The organism is Uniformispora flossi, assembly GCF_049534875.1.
Lineage (GTDB): Bacteria > Actinomycetota > Actinomycetes > Streptomycetales > Streptomycetaceae > Yinghuangia > Yinghuangia aomiensis.
The window spans coordinates 1-14,180 of record NZ_JBMULZ010000002.1; the positions used below are offsets into that span (position 1 = coordinate 1).

Genomic DNA, 14,180 nt, shown 5'->3' on the forward strand with positions numbered 1-14,180 from the left:
GCGCCCCCCCCCCCCCCCGCGCGCGGCCGGGCCGCGTCACAGCCCTCGCGCCCGGGGCCTCCCACCCCGCCCCCCCGCGCGCCCGCCCCCCCCCCCCCCCCCCGCGCCTCCGAAAACCCCGGCGGCCGCGGTGCCCGCCCCTGAGGGCACCGCGGCCGCAGTCAACGTGGGACGGGGGGACGTCCGTGGCGCGGCCCGCCCGGGCGGGGCGGGCCGCGGGGGAGCGGTGGTTAGATCTCGCGGGGCGACTGGGCGGCAGCGTGGCGGCCGGCCAGGTAGCCGAAGACGGTGCCGTTGGCGATGGTGGCGCCGCCGCTGGGGTAGGCCCAGCCGAAGGCGTTGGCCGCGGTGTTGCCCGCCGCGTACAGGCCGCCGATGACGCCGCCGCCCTGACGGCGGACCTGGGCGTTCGGGTCGATGCGCGGGCCGCCGTTGGTGCCGAGCGTGCCGGGCAGGATCTCCACCGCGTAGAACGGCGCCTGCGTCAGCGGCTTCACGCGGCCCGGGGCCATCAGGCCGGTCTGGTGGCGATTGAACTCGGGGTCTTCGCCGCGCTCGGCGTTTTCGTTGAAGCGGGCCACGGTGGCCTCCAGCGCGTCCGGGTCGAGGCCCACCAGCTCCGCCAGTTCGCGGATCGTGTCGGCCTTGCGCACCCACGACGGGTCCGGCTGCCCCGGGTGCATCGACAGGATCCGCTGCGACTCGCGCACGGTCGCGTCGAACACCTGGAACGCCGGGGCGGCGTTCGGGAAGTCCAGCGTGCCCGTGTCGTACTCGCCGTACGCCTTCGGGAAGTCGTTGTACGGGAGCGCCTCGTTCGCGAAGCGCTGGGCGTGCCGGTTGACGATCAGCGACGCCGGCGCGCCGCGGCCCCACTCGAACTGCGGGATCGGCGTTCCGTCTTCCTCGGTGATCTCCGGGTCGATCATCGACGGCGTGCCCCAGTACGAGTCCAGGTTGCCGAGGAGCGCGCCCGCCTCCTGCGCCATCAGCAGGCCGTCGCCGGTGTTGTTGCGCAGCGGGGACAGCGGCTTGACGTCGTAGCCGATGTGCGCCGCGACCAACTCCGGGTTCCACTCGAAGCCGCCGCACGCCAGGACGACGCCCTTGCGCGCCCCGATCCGCAGCTCGCGGCCCTCGTGCTCCACCACGACGCCGACGACGTCGCCGTCACGTGTCACCAGTTCCCGCGCCGGAGTCTCCAGCAGCGTTTCCACGCCGCGCTCCAGCAGGCCCTTGAACAGCCGCGCGATCAGCGCCGCGCCCTTCGGGCGGATGTCCTCGGCTTCGCGGCGGGCGAGTTCGGCCACGAGTTCGGGGGTCTGCGGTGAGAAGTCCTCCGTGAGGGTGGTCGCCGCGCCGAGCGACATCAGCGTGCCGCGGCTGACGATCTTGTCCGCCCACTCCGGAAGTTCGCTGCCGACCGCGTACGGGTCCGCCTCCACGGCACGCCCCGGCATCGCGCGCTGCCCCGGAACGCCCCACGGCGAGTAGTAGTCCGGCAGCGGGGTGATGTGCGTACGGACCGGCGTGTGCTCTTCGAGGTAGGCGAGCATCTTCGGCGCCGCGTCGACGAACGCCTCGACCTGTGCCCGGTCGATCTGCCCGTTGCCCGCGGTCACCCGCTCGATGTACGCGAGGGTGTCTTCGCGGCTGTCGGTCAGCCCGGCCTTCTCCATGTGGTGGTTGCCCGGCAGCCAGATGCCGCCGCCGGACACCGCGGTCGTCCCGCCGAGCATGGCGGCCTTCTCGACGACCAGGGTCTCGGCGCCGCCGTCGTGCGCCAGCGTCGCCGCGACCAGCGCGGCACCGCCGGAGCCGACCACGACCACGTCGACGATCCGGTCCCAGGCGGGCGGGTTGGGGTTCTCAGCCATGTGCTGCTTCTCCGAGCGTTGTGAACAAAGGGGCGGGTAGGGAACAAATGGGCGCCGGGGACGCGGCGCGAAGGGAAAACGTCAGGGCCGGCCGGAAGGGGCCGGCTGTCACGAGTCGCGACGGGTGACAGGGCCGGTGGTCACGAGGTTCGCTGGTCAAAGGCCGCCGACCGGCAGCGGCTCGGTCTCCGCGAACACCGGTCCGAGCATCAGTTCGAGCAGGGCGTCGGCGGCGTAAATGCGTTCGCCTGCGAGCCCTTCGACGCCGAACAGCAGGATCCCGATGATGCCGAACTCCCCGATGCCGCCGTCCGGCAGCCGCAGCCGCAGGGTGTACTCCTGGCCGAGGCCCTCGGGCGTGCTCCATTCCGACCGCACCGAGAAGCCGACCGTCCGCGGCAGGAACTCCGCGAAGAAGTGCTCGTAGTAGCGCCGCACCGCATCCTTGCCGCGCAGCACGCGGGCGCAGGGCTGGAACTCGAACACCGGGACGTCGTCCAAGGTCCCGAGCGTCCCGGCGAGATCGCCCCGCGCTTCCGCGGCCGCGTGTGCGTGGGCGACGGCAGTCATCGCCGCATGCGCGGCGTCAGCCGCCGAGCTGCCCATGGACAACCTCCCCGCCCTTCAGCACGGCCCGCGGCGTCCCGTCCACGAGCACGGACACGTCGACGCTCGGGTCCCGGTCCAGGACCACCAGGTCGGCCAGCTTCCCGACCTCGACCGACCCCAAGTCGTGTCCCCGCCGGGCGAGTTGCGCACCGTTCAGGGTGGCCCAGCCGATGACCTCCAACGGCGAGACGCCGGCGTGCTCCGTGTAGAGCCGGAACTCCCGCCCGTACATCCCGTGCGCGAACCCGATCGCGCCGTAGTCGTCGCCCAGCACGAACTTCACCCCGGCGGCCTGCGCCTTGGGGATCTCCTCGTACATGTGCGCCAAGTCGGCCCGGATCGCGTCCGCCGCGAACCCGAGCCCGTCGCCCATCAGCTCGAGGAAATGCTTGGGGAAGTGCAGGGACGGCACCACAAAAGCGCCGGTCTCCACCAGCGCCGCGATGACCTCGTCGTCCATCTCGTCGCAGTGGTCGACGATGTCGATCCCCAGGTCGAGGGCCATCATGATGGCCGGCTTGTTCACCAGGTGCGCGCGGATCAGCGCACCCCGCGAGTGCGCGGTCTCGATCGCGGCGGCCAACTCGTCCCGCGTCATCTCGATGCGGTCCTTCGGCGCCGTGGTGCCGTGCCCGCCGGTGACGAACAGCTTGATCACCTCGGCGCCGCGCTTGATCTCCTCGCGCACCCCGATCCGGAACCCGTCCGCGCCATCGCACAACCGCACCGCGCCCGGCGCGGGCATGCCCCAGTGCCACGGCACGCCGTCGTTGGCGTGGCCGGTCGTCGACAGCTCGCGGCCCGACGGCCAGAACCGCGGACCCGGGATCAACCCGTCCTCGATCGCCCGCTTGACCCCGCCCTCGACCTCGTTCGACGCACCCGCGCCCACGACGCCGGTGTAGCCGTGCTCGAGCGCGGTCCGCAGGTTCTTCGCCGCGATCAGCGCCTGGTACGACGGCGGGTACTCGTTGCCGTACGGCACATTCGGCCGCGACCCCAGCTCGTGGTAAGTCGCGTGAAAGTGGCACGTGAACATGCCGGGTATCACCGTCTTGCCGGACAGGTCCACGACCCGATCGTCGTCCCGCCGCACGATCGCGGACGACGCGGCCACCTCGGCGATCCGCCCCTCCTCGACCACGACCGCCCGGTCCGCCGCCGCCGGGTTCACCCCGTCCAGCAGGTTCGCCCCGGTCAGCACCAGTCGGCCCATGCCCGCCTCCGTATCGTCCGGACCCGCGTCGTGTTCGGTCCCTTGCCTGGCACATCCGCCGTCGGGGCCCGTGCGACGAAGGCCGCACCGCCCCTTGACTTGGCTTACGAATATGGAATTGTGAATTCCACACTGCCGGTGCCTGGGACCGTAAGAGGGATCTGATGACGAGTCAAGAGCCATGCCAGGCAAGCCGTATGCCACACCGCCCGGGGCAGCGCACGGCGCCGCACGCGACACCCCGACCCACGGCGGTCCGGCCCCGGTGACCGAACGCGAGTCGCCCCCCACCCGCCGCGTCATCGGCGTCCTCAACCTGCTCGCCGACCACCCGCGCGCCCGGCTCAGCCTCACCGAGGTCGCCGCCCGCCTCGACCTGAGCATGCCCACCACCCTCGGCATCCTCAACGAACTCGTCGAGGCCGGTTTCGCCAGCCGCGACGACGCGAAGACCTACGGCCTCGGCCCCGCCCTCCTGCGCCTCGGCTGGTCCGCCGAGACCGGCCTCGCCGCACTCGACCTGGTCCGCCCGCACGTGCAGGCCCTGCACGGCAAAGTCGGCGCGAGCTGCGTGCTGTCCACCGCGCAGGACGGCACGATCGTGCTCCTCGACTGGATCGGCGCCCACCTCCCCGGCGACCACCGCGACCTGGTCGGCGAACGCTTCCCGTTCACCCCGCCCCTCGGCCTCGTCAACGCCGCCTGGTCGGCCGACGACGTGGTCGCCGCCTGGCTCGACCGGTCCCCGCTCGTCCCGGTCCGCGACGACGCCAACGTCCTCGACGACCTGATCGCCGACGCCCGCACCCGCGGCTACCTGCTGGAACGACTCACCGGCAACCCCACGACCGCCAACATCGTGGTCTCCAACGTCGTCGCATCCCACCTGCCGTCCTCGGTGATCGCCACCCTCCTCAGCCTGATCCCCGCCACCGACTGGTCCGAGTACGTCCTCGGCCCACCCGCCGGCGCGCACCTCGACATCGCCAACGTCAGCGCACCGATCTACGACCGCCGCGGCACCCACCGCTACACCGTGACCATCGCCCCCGAACGCACCGGCGTCCCCGAAGCCGAGTACCTCACCTGGATCGACGCCTTGACCGCATGCGCCGAAGCCGCCACCGCCGCCATCGGCGGCCACAACCCGTGGGCCGGCACGGGATAAGCCGAACCGCAGGCCGCACCACATTGCATAGGATCGAACCGACGACCGGGACACGCGGCGCGCGGCAACCACCACCCCCGCCACCCGGCTGCCGACCGAAGGGGACGGGGCATTGGCCAGGAACGACGTCCAACCCGACAACGGGTGGACGCAGATGGACGAATTCCTCTGGCACACCTGCGACATCGTCGCCGACGTAGTCGCCGGCACGCTCGACCGCCGCCCCAAGGTCGCCAGCATGGCCCGCCTCGGCCCCGGCGAACGCGTCCTCGCCACCGGCCACGCCGAACGCTTCACCCTCCGCGCCGTCGGCAACGGCAGCTACCGGCACACCAACACCATGGCGATCGGCCGCCCCGGCTTCGTCGTCGGCGCCCTCGCCGCCACCGCCATCACCAACGCGGCCCGCCGCAACGCCGCCCGCCGCGACACCGTTCCGCGCTGGGACTCCGACGGCGCCGGCGAACTGACCGTGACCCAGCAGGCCGCCTACATCGCCCACCCGCGCAACCCGCTGAGCCTCGGCTTCACCGGCCTCGACGTCATCGACCTGCCCGCCCCCGGCGTCCTCGAAGCCCGCTACCACGACATGTACGGCAAGGGATACATGTCCATCCGCGTCCACACCACCTGGGCCTCCCTGCTGTTCGCCCTGGCCGCGATCGCCGCCTTCCCGTCCCACCCGCGCCTCCTCGGCGGACCGTGGCTGCCCCCCGAGTTCGAGGCCCGCTGCGCCCACTTCGGCCGCCCGATCCGCCCCGTCCAACGGATGATCCTCGGCCAAGCCTGAACGGCCGAGACGCCCCCTACAGCGCCCGAAACCCGACCATCTGCATCCACTCACGCAGCGCCGACGACACCCACTCCGAGACGTAGCTTGCACGTGGAATCGGGGGAGTTCGCGTCCCAGAAGCACCCGTTGCCGACGCAGTACGTGATCTTGGCCCGAGTCACGACCGGCGCCACCGCCTTGCGCGAGCGACTCCTGCGTCGGCTGCGCCTTGGCGTTGAGCAGCCCGCCCAGGCCCTCGCGCACGTCGAACCGGAGGAACGCAGGATCGTCAGGTCGATGCCCGTGTAGGCGGTCTCCGCGACCGCACTGCACAGCTTGCGGAGTTCCTCGTACACGAGGTGCAACCGCTCCGGCGTCTTGACCAGCAAGGCGGTTGTCGCCACGTGCCACGTCAGGGGTTACCTGTCGGAGCGTAGGGCCCCGACCGCTCGCCGGGCCGCCGTCCCGATCGCCGCGTCCGCGTGCGGCGCGACCGCCGTCAGCGCATGAGAGCGGGTGAAGACGGCAACGGCGTAGCGTCCGCCGTCCGGATACTCGACGACGCCGACTTCGTTGCGGATCGTCGGCAGCGTCCCCGTCTTGCCGCTGACCACGACGTCGTCGTACGGGAACCCGGACGCCAGCCGGTGCGGCCACACCTGAAGGCCCATCAGCCGACGCATATGGGCGCACGCATCCGGCGCCGCCGCCTCGTCGCGCCAGATCATCGCCAGCAGGCGCGTCATGTCGCGCGGTGTGCTCGCGCTGGTGCGGGCCGGGTCGAGCGCGCGGAGCCGCGCGAGACCACCGGGTTCGTCGAGGCGCTCCCACAGGTCGGCCATGCCGGCGGCGCCGCTGTCCGCGAGCATCGAGTCCTGCAGCATACGGCTGTCGCCGACGACGCGCGTGTGCTCCAAGCCCAGTTCGCGGAGCGCCCGGTCGACGGCCGCGGCGCCCACGCGGGCGAACACCGTGTCGGCGGCCGCGTTGTCGCTGACCGTCATCATCAGCGCGGCGAAGTCGCGCAGGGACATCGTGACGTCGTCGGCGAGCATCGACGTCCCGGTCGGCCCGGCGCACCGCTCGTCCGCGCGCAGCGTGACCGGCTCCCGCGGATCGAGCACGCCCGCGGCGGCCTCCCGGTAGAACGCGACCAGCAACGGCAGCTTGAACACCGACGCGAGCACCACCGGGGCGTCGGGGGAGACACCCAGCTCGACGCCGCGGTCGATGTCGACCGCGTGCACCTGGCCGACGACGCCGGCGTCGCGGAAGACCTGCTCGACGTCCTGCCGGGCGCTCACGCGAGGAATCCCGAAGCCGGACGGAGCACGACGCGCCGCGGCGCGGGTGTCTCGAGGTCGGTCATGCCGGCTTCGCGGCGCAGCACACCGGTGGCCGTGGCGGTGAAGTCACTCACCCCTGCCGCGGGTTCCTCGCCCAGCCGCCACGCGCACGAGGTCCGCAGGACCAGCGGGCCGCCGAGCAGCGGACGCCATACCGTGCCCGCCGTCTCGGCGGTGCGCGGAGTGAGGGCAACCGCGGTCCCGGCGAGGACGAGCCCGAGGGCGAACTGCGGGTTCGGCGACTCGTGGACGGCGGCGGGCGCGAAGCCGCGGGCGCGGCACGCGGCCAGCAGCTCGTCGTACGCGCCGGGCGCCTCGTCGCGGGGGAAGACCGCGACCGCGCGGCCACCGAGGTCGGGCAGCCGGACGTCCGGAGCCGCGTCGACGGCGGCGAGCAGGACACCGACGGGCTGCGCGAGCACCGGGCCGAACGCCAGCCCGGGGGCCTCGCACGGGTGCCGCACGATGCCGACGTCCAAAGCCCCGGTGCCGAGTCGGCGCACCTGTTCGGGCGTGCCGAGCGGGACGAGGTCGAGCACCAGATCGGGTCGGCGCTCACGGAATGCGGCGATCAGCGCCGCAACCACGGCACCGTCCAAATCACCCGGCACCGCGGCCCGGAGAGTGCCGCCTTCGCGCGACCGAAGGGCGTAGATCCGTTCCACCCGGGAGAGGATGTCACGCGCTTCGCCGAGCAGCGCACGCCCCGCCGGAGTGAGCGCCACATGCCGGCTGGAGCGCTCGAACAACCGCACACCCAGCTCCGTCTCCAGACGCCGGATCCGCTGGCTGAGCGGCGGCTGAGCCATGCCCAAGCGCTCCGCCGCCCGCCCGAAATGCAGTTCCTCGGCGACCGCGACAAAGCAGGTCAGGTGCGCTACGAGGTTCATGACCGGCAACGATATCAATTCACCTATCAAAACACGGACGATATTCGTCTTGGACTTGCCGGCGGCCGGTCTGATCTTGTGGAGCCCATGACCGTTCCCCTCGAACGCCGTCGCGGCACGCGCGGCGGCATATCCCGCCGTGCGCCGTTGCACGCCGCGGTGGTCGCTTGGACCTGCGTGGCGGCGGCAGGCTGCGGCCTGCTGTCCGACGACAACGCCTCTCCGGACGCCGGTGCCGGCAGCGTGAGCGCCTCGGCCTCGCCTACCGCCTCGGCAGCCGCCGCGCCCTCGGCGAGTCCGTCGGCGAGCACGTCGGCCGTGCCGTCGTCTCCGGCCCCGACCAGCGGCCCCGGATCCTCGACGCTGGTCCCCGCGCTGCAGACCGCGGCGGAGCGGGCCGTCGGCCAGAACGCCGCCGCATCGCTGATCGCCCTCGACATGCGCAACGGCGAGATCGTCTCGACCGTGCACCGCCAAGCCGGCATGTCCGGGGCGATCGCGCCGGGGTCCACGTTCAAGATCGTGACATCCGCGCTGCTGCTGTCCAAAGGCGTCGTGACCCCGGACGGGCGCACGCCGTGCCCGGCCAACTCCACCGTCAACGGACAGAACTTCCACAACGTGCACGGCATGGTCATGCCCGACGCCACGTTCCGCCAGGACTTCGCCCACTCGTGCAACACCGCGCTGATCGACCTGCGCGGCCGCATCACCAACAGCGACCTGTCGGAGTTCTCCACCAAGTACTTCGGCCTCAACAGCGACGCCTGGAAAGTCGGCACCGGCCAAGGCTCCGTGGACGGCGTCGTGCCGCCCGCGACGAGCGAGAACGACAAGGCCGCGCAGATGATCGGCCAAGGCGCGCTCAAAATGAACCCGTTGACCATGGCCTCGGTCGTCGCCACCGCGGTCACCGGCACGTTCCACCAGCCAGTGCTGGAACGCGGCATGACCGTGCACAAGGCGTCGGCGACGCTCCCCGCGAGCGTGAGCAAGGCGATCAAGAGCATGATGATCGACTGCGCCACCACAGGCAGCGCCAAGGACGTCTTCCGCGGCATGCCCGGCGTCGGTGCCAAGACCGGCACCGCCGAGGTCGGCGACGCCACCAACGGCTGGATGGTCGCGTTCCGCGGCAACATCGCCGTCGCGGTCTACGTCGAGGGCGGCACCTCGGGCTCCTCCGCGGCGGGCCCGATCATCCGCGACTACCTGTCCGCGGTGCCGGCCGCGTAGCGGCATTGCCGCCGCGGCCGGCACCGGGGGCTACCGGCCCCTCACAGGGACCGGTAGCCGCCCTGCAGGATCCACTCCGACGTATTCAGCAGGCGGGCGATGGCGTCGTGGAATCGCAGGCATGCCGCTGCGATGACGTCCGGCTCCGCTTTGGCGTCGAGCAGTCCGAGCAAGGTCTCGCCTACCTCGTCCCGGAGGAATTACAGGATCATCCGCTCGATGCCCGCGTAACCGGTCGCCGCGACCGAGCGAGGGGAATTGCACCGCGAAGGCGACGGCCGCCCCGGACCAAGACCGAGGCGCCGACACCGTGCACTTCCGTCCAGGGGCTATCCGACGCAGAGCCGGTCCCGGCCCGCGTCGTCCACGAAGTTCTCCCAGCCGCTGTCGAGGGTGGCGCCGACGCCGACGCCGACGCCGACGCCGCGGTTGAGGAAATTCGCGCCGCCACGACCACCCTCGCCAGGGCTCGCGGCACGTGGCCCGATTCCGACGTCGTACCCAGGCCGGCGTACAGGCGCGAAGAGTGGACGGTGGGGGAGGAGGTCGGCAAGGCTGGCCGCGAGAACGTGACACACATGAGCGCAACGGACACGTGACCGGGCTCATCGGCGCACCACAGCAGCCACCCGTCTTCCCCACCTCAGGAGCACCCGTGCCCACCCACGACGAGATCCGCTACGGCACCGCGGCCAGCCAGTTCGCCGAACTGTGGAACGCCGAAAGCGACCGCCCGCCCCGCGGACTCGTCGTGATGCTGCACGGCGGCTGGTGGCGCGACACCTACGACCGGCACCTCATGGACGGCCTCAGCGCCGACCTGGCCGCACGCGGCTGGACGGTCGCCAACGTCGAATACCGGCGCACCGGCACCGACGGCGGAGGCTGGCCGCAAACCCTCGACGACGTCCTCGCCGCGGTCGACGCGGTCCGCAACGCCCGCCCCGACCTCGCCGTCCTCCCGTCCGCATCCGTCGGCCACTCCGCAGGAGGCCACCTCGCACTGATGGCCGCCGCCCATCACCGCGTCGACGCAGTCGTGGCACTCGCACCCGTCACCGACCTGCCGCGAGCGGTCGCCGAACGACTCAGCCCCGGATCCCCCGAGGCATTCATCGGCGCCGGACCCGACGAGGACCCCGCCGCGTACCGGCACGCCTCCCCCCTCCACCGCGTACCGCTCGGCCGCCCGCAGCTCGTCGTCCACGGACAACGCGACGTCGACGTGCCCATCACCCAAGGCCGCGCCTACGTCGCCGCCGCCAAAGCCGCCGGAGACCCGGCCGAACTCGCCGAACACGTCGACACCGGCCACTTCCACGTCATCGACCCGGCACACCCCAGCTGGGCGAGCGCGGTGGCATGGCTGGACGCCCACGTCGCGACCGAAGAACCCGGCGCCTGACGACCGAGCATGGCCACGAATTGGCGGAAACCGGCCGCGCAACGACCGAATCCGGTCCGACGCCGGTCGGATCCCGCGACCGCCCGCCCGATAGCCTCGCCGCATGGACAAGCCGATCGAACTGGTGATCTTCGACTGCGACGGCGTGCTCATCGACAGCGAACGGCTCGCCGTCCGCGTCGACGTCATCGTCCTGGAAGCACTCGGATGGCCGATGACGGAAACGGAAGTCGTCGAACGGTTCGTCGGACGCTCCACCGCCGACTTCGCCGCCGACGTCGAAGCCCACCTCGGCCGCCCGCTGCCGGAAGGCTGGCAGGACGAATACCGTCCCCTCTACGAAGCCGTCTTCCGCGACGAACTCGCGCCCGTCGACGGCATCGAAGACGCCCTCGACCGCATCACCCTGCCCTGGTGCGTCGCCTCCAGCAGCACCCACCACCACCTGCGCACCAACCTCGGCCAAACCGGCCTACTCGAACGCTTCGACGGCAGCATCTTCAGCGCCGACGAAGTCACCCACGGCAAACCGGCACCCGACCTCTTCCTCCACGCCGCCACCCGCATGGGCACCGACCCGGCCGCCTGCATCGTCGTCGAAGACAGCCGCCACGGCATCGCCGCCGCCCGCGCCGCCGGCATGCGATCCCTCGGCTACAGCGGCGGCCTCACCCCCGCCGCATGGCTCGAAGGACCAGGCACCACCGTCTTCGACGACATGCGCGACCTCCCCAGGCTCATCGCGGAAGCCTGACGAAACCCCGTGCCCGCCAACACCGGCACCCCGCCACCCGACTGGACCCCACCGGAACAAGCCCTCTGGCACGCCTACCGCACCGGCCGCACCCTCGACCTCCGCACCGGCGACCCCACCCGCGACGACCCCGCCACCGCCGCACACTGGCCACCCGCACGCCGCATCCGCGCCACCACCATCGGCCGCCTCCTCCTCGGCGGCCCCGAACCCGAACCCGGCCACACCGCCCGCCTCACCCTCCGCGGCGCCCGAATCACCGGCAACCTGGACCTCACCGCATCCCGCATCGACATCCCCGTGTCGATCAAAGACACCGCCTTCGACGAAACCCTCGTCCTCGACCACACCCAGCTCCCCTCCCTCGACCTCGACGGCTGCACCCTCCCCGCACTCGAAGCCGAAGGCATACGCGCCGACTCCTGGTTCGGCCTCCGCAACGCCCGCATAGCCGGCGAACTATGGCTGTTCAACGCCCGCATCGGCGGCGAAGCCGACCTGCGCGGCACCACCGTCGGCGCCACCGCAACCCTCGGCTCCATCGTCGTCGACGGCACCCTGCGCCTCTCCGACGGCTTCACCGTCACCGGCGAAACCCGGCTGCGCAACGCCCGCATCACCGGAGACCTGTTCCTCCACCACGCCCGCCTCGACAACCCCGGCCACACCGCACTCGCCGCCTCCGGCATCGTCGTCGAAGGCGGCCTCCTCGCCCACGGCCTCCACGTGTACGGCGAAGCCAACTTCATCGGCGCCCGCATCGCCACCGCCCTCACCTTCGTCGACGTCCACTTCGACCACCCCGACGCCTGGGCACTGCTCCTCATCGAAGCCACCTGCACCATGCTCACGCTCCGCCCCGCCCCCGGCTCGACCGGCCGCATCAGCCTCCGCGACGCCCACACCGCACGCTTCGTCGACGACGTCCTCGGCTGGCCCGACCACCTCACCGTCGAACTCGACGGCTTCACCTACCAGCGCCTCACCCACCGCAGCGACGACCACGCCCGCCCCACCGCCGAACAACGCCTCGCCTGGCTCGACCGCCAGCACGGCGCCGACTTCGGCACCGGACCGCGCCCCTTCGCACCCGCCCCCTACGAACAACTCGCCGCGGCCATGCGCGCCGACGGCCGCGAAGCCGACGCCCGCCACGTCCTCCGCGCCAAAGAACGCCTCCGGCACCGCGCCCTCGGCCGCGCCGCCGGAACCTGGGGCGCCCTCCAGGACGCCGCCGTCGGCTTCGGCTACCTCCCCGCCCGCGCACTCACCTGGATCGCCGTCCTGCTGGCCGGCGGCACCGGCTACTTCCGCTGGGCCGGCGCCCCCGCACCCGTCAAAGCAGGCGAAGCACCCACCTGGGACCCCTTCCTCTACACCCTCGACCTACTGCTGCCCGTCATCGACCTCGGCCACGAAACCGCCCGCGACCCCACCGGCGCCGACAAAGCCGTCGCCCTCGTCCTGATCGTCGCCGGATGGGTCCTCGTCACCACCGTCATCGCCGGCGTCGGACGCACCCTCAAACGCTGAAAAACGACGGCCCCGCCGCCCGCGGGACAGCGGGCGTCGGGGCCGGGACAGATTCCGGTGGGGGAAGTGCGGCGGGTCAGCCCTTGGCGGCGCGCTCGTCGTCACGGGCCTTGAGCCGCGCGGTTTCCTTCCGCACCTCGGCCTGCGTCGCCCGCTCGTGCTGCAGCCACAGCGGGTTCTCCGCCTTGATCTCCTCGATCTCGTCGGTCGTCAGCGCCTCGGTCACCCCGCCCCGCGCAAGCCCGGAAATGGACACGCCAAGCTTCGCGGCGACCACCGGACGCGGGTGCGGGCCGGTGCGCCGCAGCTCGCTCAGCCACTCCGGCGGATCGGCCTGCAGCGTGTCCAGCTCCTCGCGCGACACCGCGCCCTCTTGGAACGCGGCGGGCGTGGCCGGGAGGTACACGCCCAGCTTCTTTGCCGCGGTCGCGGGCTTCATGGTCTGGGTGGTCTTGCGCGACGTCATGCCCCAAGCCTATCGAGCGGCGCAGGGTGCTCCGGTCACGCCCGGTAGCCTGACAGCGTGACCGGCACTACTGCACCTTCGACTTTCCGGCTCGGGTACGTCCCCGGCGTGACCCCCGCCAAGTGGGTGCGGACCTGGACCGAACGGCTTCCCGACGTCCCCCTGGAACTCGTGCCGATGGCACCCACCGACGCCGCCGACCAGGTCCGCGCCGGCGACGCCGACGCGGTCCTGCTCCGCCTGCCGTGCGACCGGACCGACCTCAGCGCCATCCCGCTCTACACCGAGACCACCGTCGTCGTGGTCCCCAAAGACCACCTGGTGACCGCCGTCGACGAGGTCACCGCCGCCGACCTGGCCGACGACGTGGTCTTCCACCCGCTCGACGACACCCTCGCGTGGGAAGCCACACCCGGCCGCCCCGCCGTCGAACGCCCCGCCTCGACCGGCGACGCGATCGAACTGGTCGCCGCCAACGTCGGCGTCCTGATCGTGCCCCAATCCCTCGCCCGCCTGCACCACCGCCGCGACCTGACCTACCGCGTCATGCTCGACGCCCCGCAATCGCAAGTCGCCCTCGCCTGGCGCGAAGACGCCACCACCGACCTCGTCGAGGAATTCATCGGCATCGTCCGGGGCCGCACCGCCAACAGCTCCCGGGGCCGCACGCCCACCCCGACGAAAGACACCGGCAAAGACACCGGCAAGGACACCCGCAAGACCCCGGCAGCCCGAAGCGGAAAGCCCGCCGCCGGGCGCGGACAGGGCGGCGGCGGAACCGGACGCGGGGGCACCACCGGCAAGGGGGCCGCGGGCAACCGCGGAGCCAAACGGACGGGGCGGCCGCGCGGGAAGCGGTGACATCAGCGGTGCCCGCCGCACCGGAACCGGAGCCGCGCGGCGTCCTC

Annotated in this window: 15 protein-coding genes; 7 read left to right on the forward strand and 8 right to left on the reverse strand. The window is 72.1% G+C overall.

What is annotated here, in order from left to right; genetic code table 11:
* Positions 1–230: 230 nt before the first annotated feature.
* From ACPA54_RS04200 to ACPA54_RS04210, 3 genes are all read right to left on the reverse strand, one after another.
* A complete protein-coding gene (locus ACPA54_RS04200) occupies positions 231–1,877 on the reverse strand; it encodes an FAD-binding protein (protein WP_423526899.1) in 1,647 nt (548 codons plus the stop codon).
* Positions 1,878–2,033: 156 nt separating this feature from the next.
* Positions 2,034–2,483, reverse strand: a complete 450-nt coding sequence (locus ACPA54_RS04205; RefSeq protein ID WP_423526900.1) for a nuclear transport factor 2-like protein — start codon at positions 2,481–2,483, stop codon at positions 2,034–2,036.
* On the reverse strand, positions 2,464–3,702 hold the full coding sequence (locus tag ACPA54_RS04210) for a metal-dependent hydrolase family protein (RefSeq protein ID WP_423526902.1): 1,239 nt from the start codon (positions 3,700–3,702) through the stop codon (positions 2,464–2,466). Before ACPA54_RS04210 ends, ACPA54_RS04205 begins: the two co-directional genes overlap by 20 nt.
* A 181-nt stretch (positions 3,703–3,883) precedes the next feature.
* On the opposite strand from ACPA54_RS04210, the gene ACPA54_RS04215 reads away from it, so the two are divergent.
* Both ACPA54_RS04215 and ACPA54_RS04220 read left to right on the forward strand, forming a co-directional pair.
* Positions 3,884–4,870: an IclR family transcriptional regulator gene (locus ACPA54_RS04215; RefSeq protein ID WP_423526904.1), complete on the forward strand. Its 987-nt coding sequence runs from the start codon at positions 3,884–3,886 to the stop codon at positions 4,868–4,870.
* A gap of 112 nt (positions 4,871–4,982) precedes the next feature.
* Positions 4,983–5,660: a hypothetical protein gene (locus tag ACPA54_RS04220; RefSeq protein ID WP_423526905.1), complete on the forward strand. Its 678-nt coding sequence runs from the start codon at positions 4,983–4,985 to the stop codon at positions 5,658–5,660.
* Positions 5,661–5,710: 50 nt separating this feature from the next.
* Here ACPA54_RS04220 and ACPA54_RS04225 read toward each other — a convergent pair whose 3' ends face one another.
* Genes ACPA54_RS04225 through ACPA54_RS04235 form a run of 3 tightly spaced genes read right to left on the reverse strand, consistent with a single transcriptional unit; the run spans position 5,711 to position 7,878 of the window.
* Positions 5,711–6,046, reverse strand: a complete 336-nt coding sequence (locus ACPA54_RS04225) for a hypothetical protein (protein ID WP_423526907.1) — start codon at positions 6,044–6,046, stop codon at positions 5,711–5,713.
* Positions 6,047–6,061: 15 nt separating this feature from the next.
* On the reverse strand, positions 6,062–6,955 hold the full coding sequence (locus ACPA54_RS04230) for a serine hydrolase (RefSeq protein ID WP_423527815.1): 894 nt from the start codon (positions 6,953–6,955) through the stop codon (positions 6,062–6,064).
* Positions 6,943–7,878, reverse strand: coding sequence for a LysR family transcriptional regulator (locus tag ACPA54_RS04235; protein WP_423526908.1), 936 nt, complete (start codon positions 7,876–7,878; stop codon positions 6,943–6,945). Before ACPA54_RS04235 ends, ACPA54_RS04230 begins: the two co-directional genes overlap by 13 nt.
* A gap of 87 nt (positions 7,879–7,965) precedes the next feature.
* On the opposite strand from ACPA54_RS04235, the gene ACPA54_RS04240 reads away from it, so the two are divergent.
* Entirely contained in the window at positions 7,966–9,114 is a 1,149-nt protein-coding gene (locus tag ACPA54_RS04240; protein WP_423526910.1) for a penicillin-binding transpeptidase domain-containing protein, read from the forward strand.
* Positions 9,115–9,155: 41 nt separating this feature from the next.
* On the opposite strand, the gene ACPA54_RS04245 is transcribed toward ACPA54_RS04240, so the two are convergent.
* Complete coding sequence (locus ACPA54_RS04245; protein WP_423526912.1) at positions 9,156–9,287, reverse strand: hypothetical protein; 132 nt, start codon at positions 9,285–9,287, stop codon at positions 9,156–9,158.
* A gap of 482 nt (positions 9,288–9,769) precedes the next feature.
* On the opposite strand from ACPA54_RS04245, the gene ACPA54_RS04250 reads away from it, so the two are divergent.
* From ACPA54_RS04250 to ACPA54_RS04260, 3 genes are all read left to right on the forward strand, one after another.
* On the forward strand, positions 9,770–10,519 hold the full coding sequence (locus ACPA54_RS04250; RefSeq protein ID WP_423526914.1) for an alpha/beta hydrolase family protein: 750 nt from the start codon (positions 9,770–9,772) through the stop codon (positions 10,517–10,519).
* Positions 10,520–10,622: 103 nt separating this feature from the next.
* The gene (locus ACPA54_RS04255; RefSeq protein WP_423526916.1) at positions 10,623–11,273 is read left to right on the forward strand and encodes an HAD family hydrolase; all 651 of its coding nucleotides are present in this window, start codon (positions 10,623–10,625) and stop codon (positions 11,271–11,273) included.
* Between the two features lie 9 nt (positions 11,274–11,282).
* Positions 11,283–12,806 (forward strand): hypothetical protein, encoded by a 1,524-nt coding sequence (locus ACPA54_RS04260; RefSeq protein WP_423526918.1) that lies wholly within the window; start codon positions 11,283–11,285, stop codon positions 12,804–12,806.
* Between the two features lie 76 nt (positions 12,807–12,882).
* Here ACPA54_RS04260 and ACPA54_RS04265 read toward each other — a convergent pair whose 3' ends face one another.
* Entirely contained in the window at positions 12,883–13,272 is a 390-nt protein-coding gene (locus ACPA54_RS04265; protein ID WP_423526920.1) for a DUF5997 family protein, read from the reverse strand.
* 57 nt (positions 13,273–13,329) lie between these two features.
* On the opposite strand from ACPA54_RS04265, the gene ACPA54_RS04270 reads away from it, so the two are divergent.
* Positions 13,330–14,133, forward strand: coding sequence for a LysR family substrate-binding domain-containing protein (locus ACPA54_RS04270; protein WP_423526921.1), 804 nt, complete (start codon positions 13,330–13,332; stop codon positions 14,131–14,133).
* Positions 14,134–14,180: the final 47 nt, after the last annotated feature.

Bases quoted from the DNA above. Each gene is read 5' to 3' on its own strand.
- ACPA54_RS04200 (WP_423526899.1), bottom strand. From the start codon at position 1,877: ATGGCTGAGAACCCCAACCCGCCCGCCTGGGACCGGATCGTCGACGTG.
- ACPA54_RS04205 (WP_423526900.1), bottom strand. From the start codon at position 2,483: ATGGGCAGCTCGGCGGCTGACGCCGCGCATGCGGCGATGACTGCCGTC.
- ACPA54_RS04210 (WP_423526902.1), bottom strand. From the start codon at position 3,702: ATGGGCCGACTGGTGCTGACCGGGGCGAACCTGCTGGACGGGGTGAAC.
- ACPA54_RS04215 (WP_423526904.1), top strand. From the start codon at position 3,884: ATGCCAGGCAAGCCGTATGCCACACCGCCCGGGGCAGCGCACGGCGCC.
- ACPA54_RS04235 (WP_423526908.1), bottom strand. From the start codon at position 7,878: ATGAACCTCGTAGCGCACCTGACCTGCTTTGTCGCGGTCGCCGAGGAA.
- ACPA54_RS04240 (WP_423526910.1), top strand. From the start codon at position 7,966: ATGACCGTTCCCCTCGAACGCCGTCGCGGCACGCGCGGCGGCATATCC.
- ACPA54_RS04255 (WP_423526916.1), top strand. From the start codon at position 10,623: ATGGACAAGCCGATCGAACTGGTGATCTTCGACTGCGACGGCGTGCTC.
- ACPA54_RS04265 (WP_423526920.1), bottom strand. From the start codon at position 13,272: ATGACGTCGCGCAAGACCACCCAGACCATGAAGCCCGCGACCGCGGCA.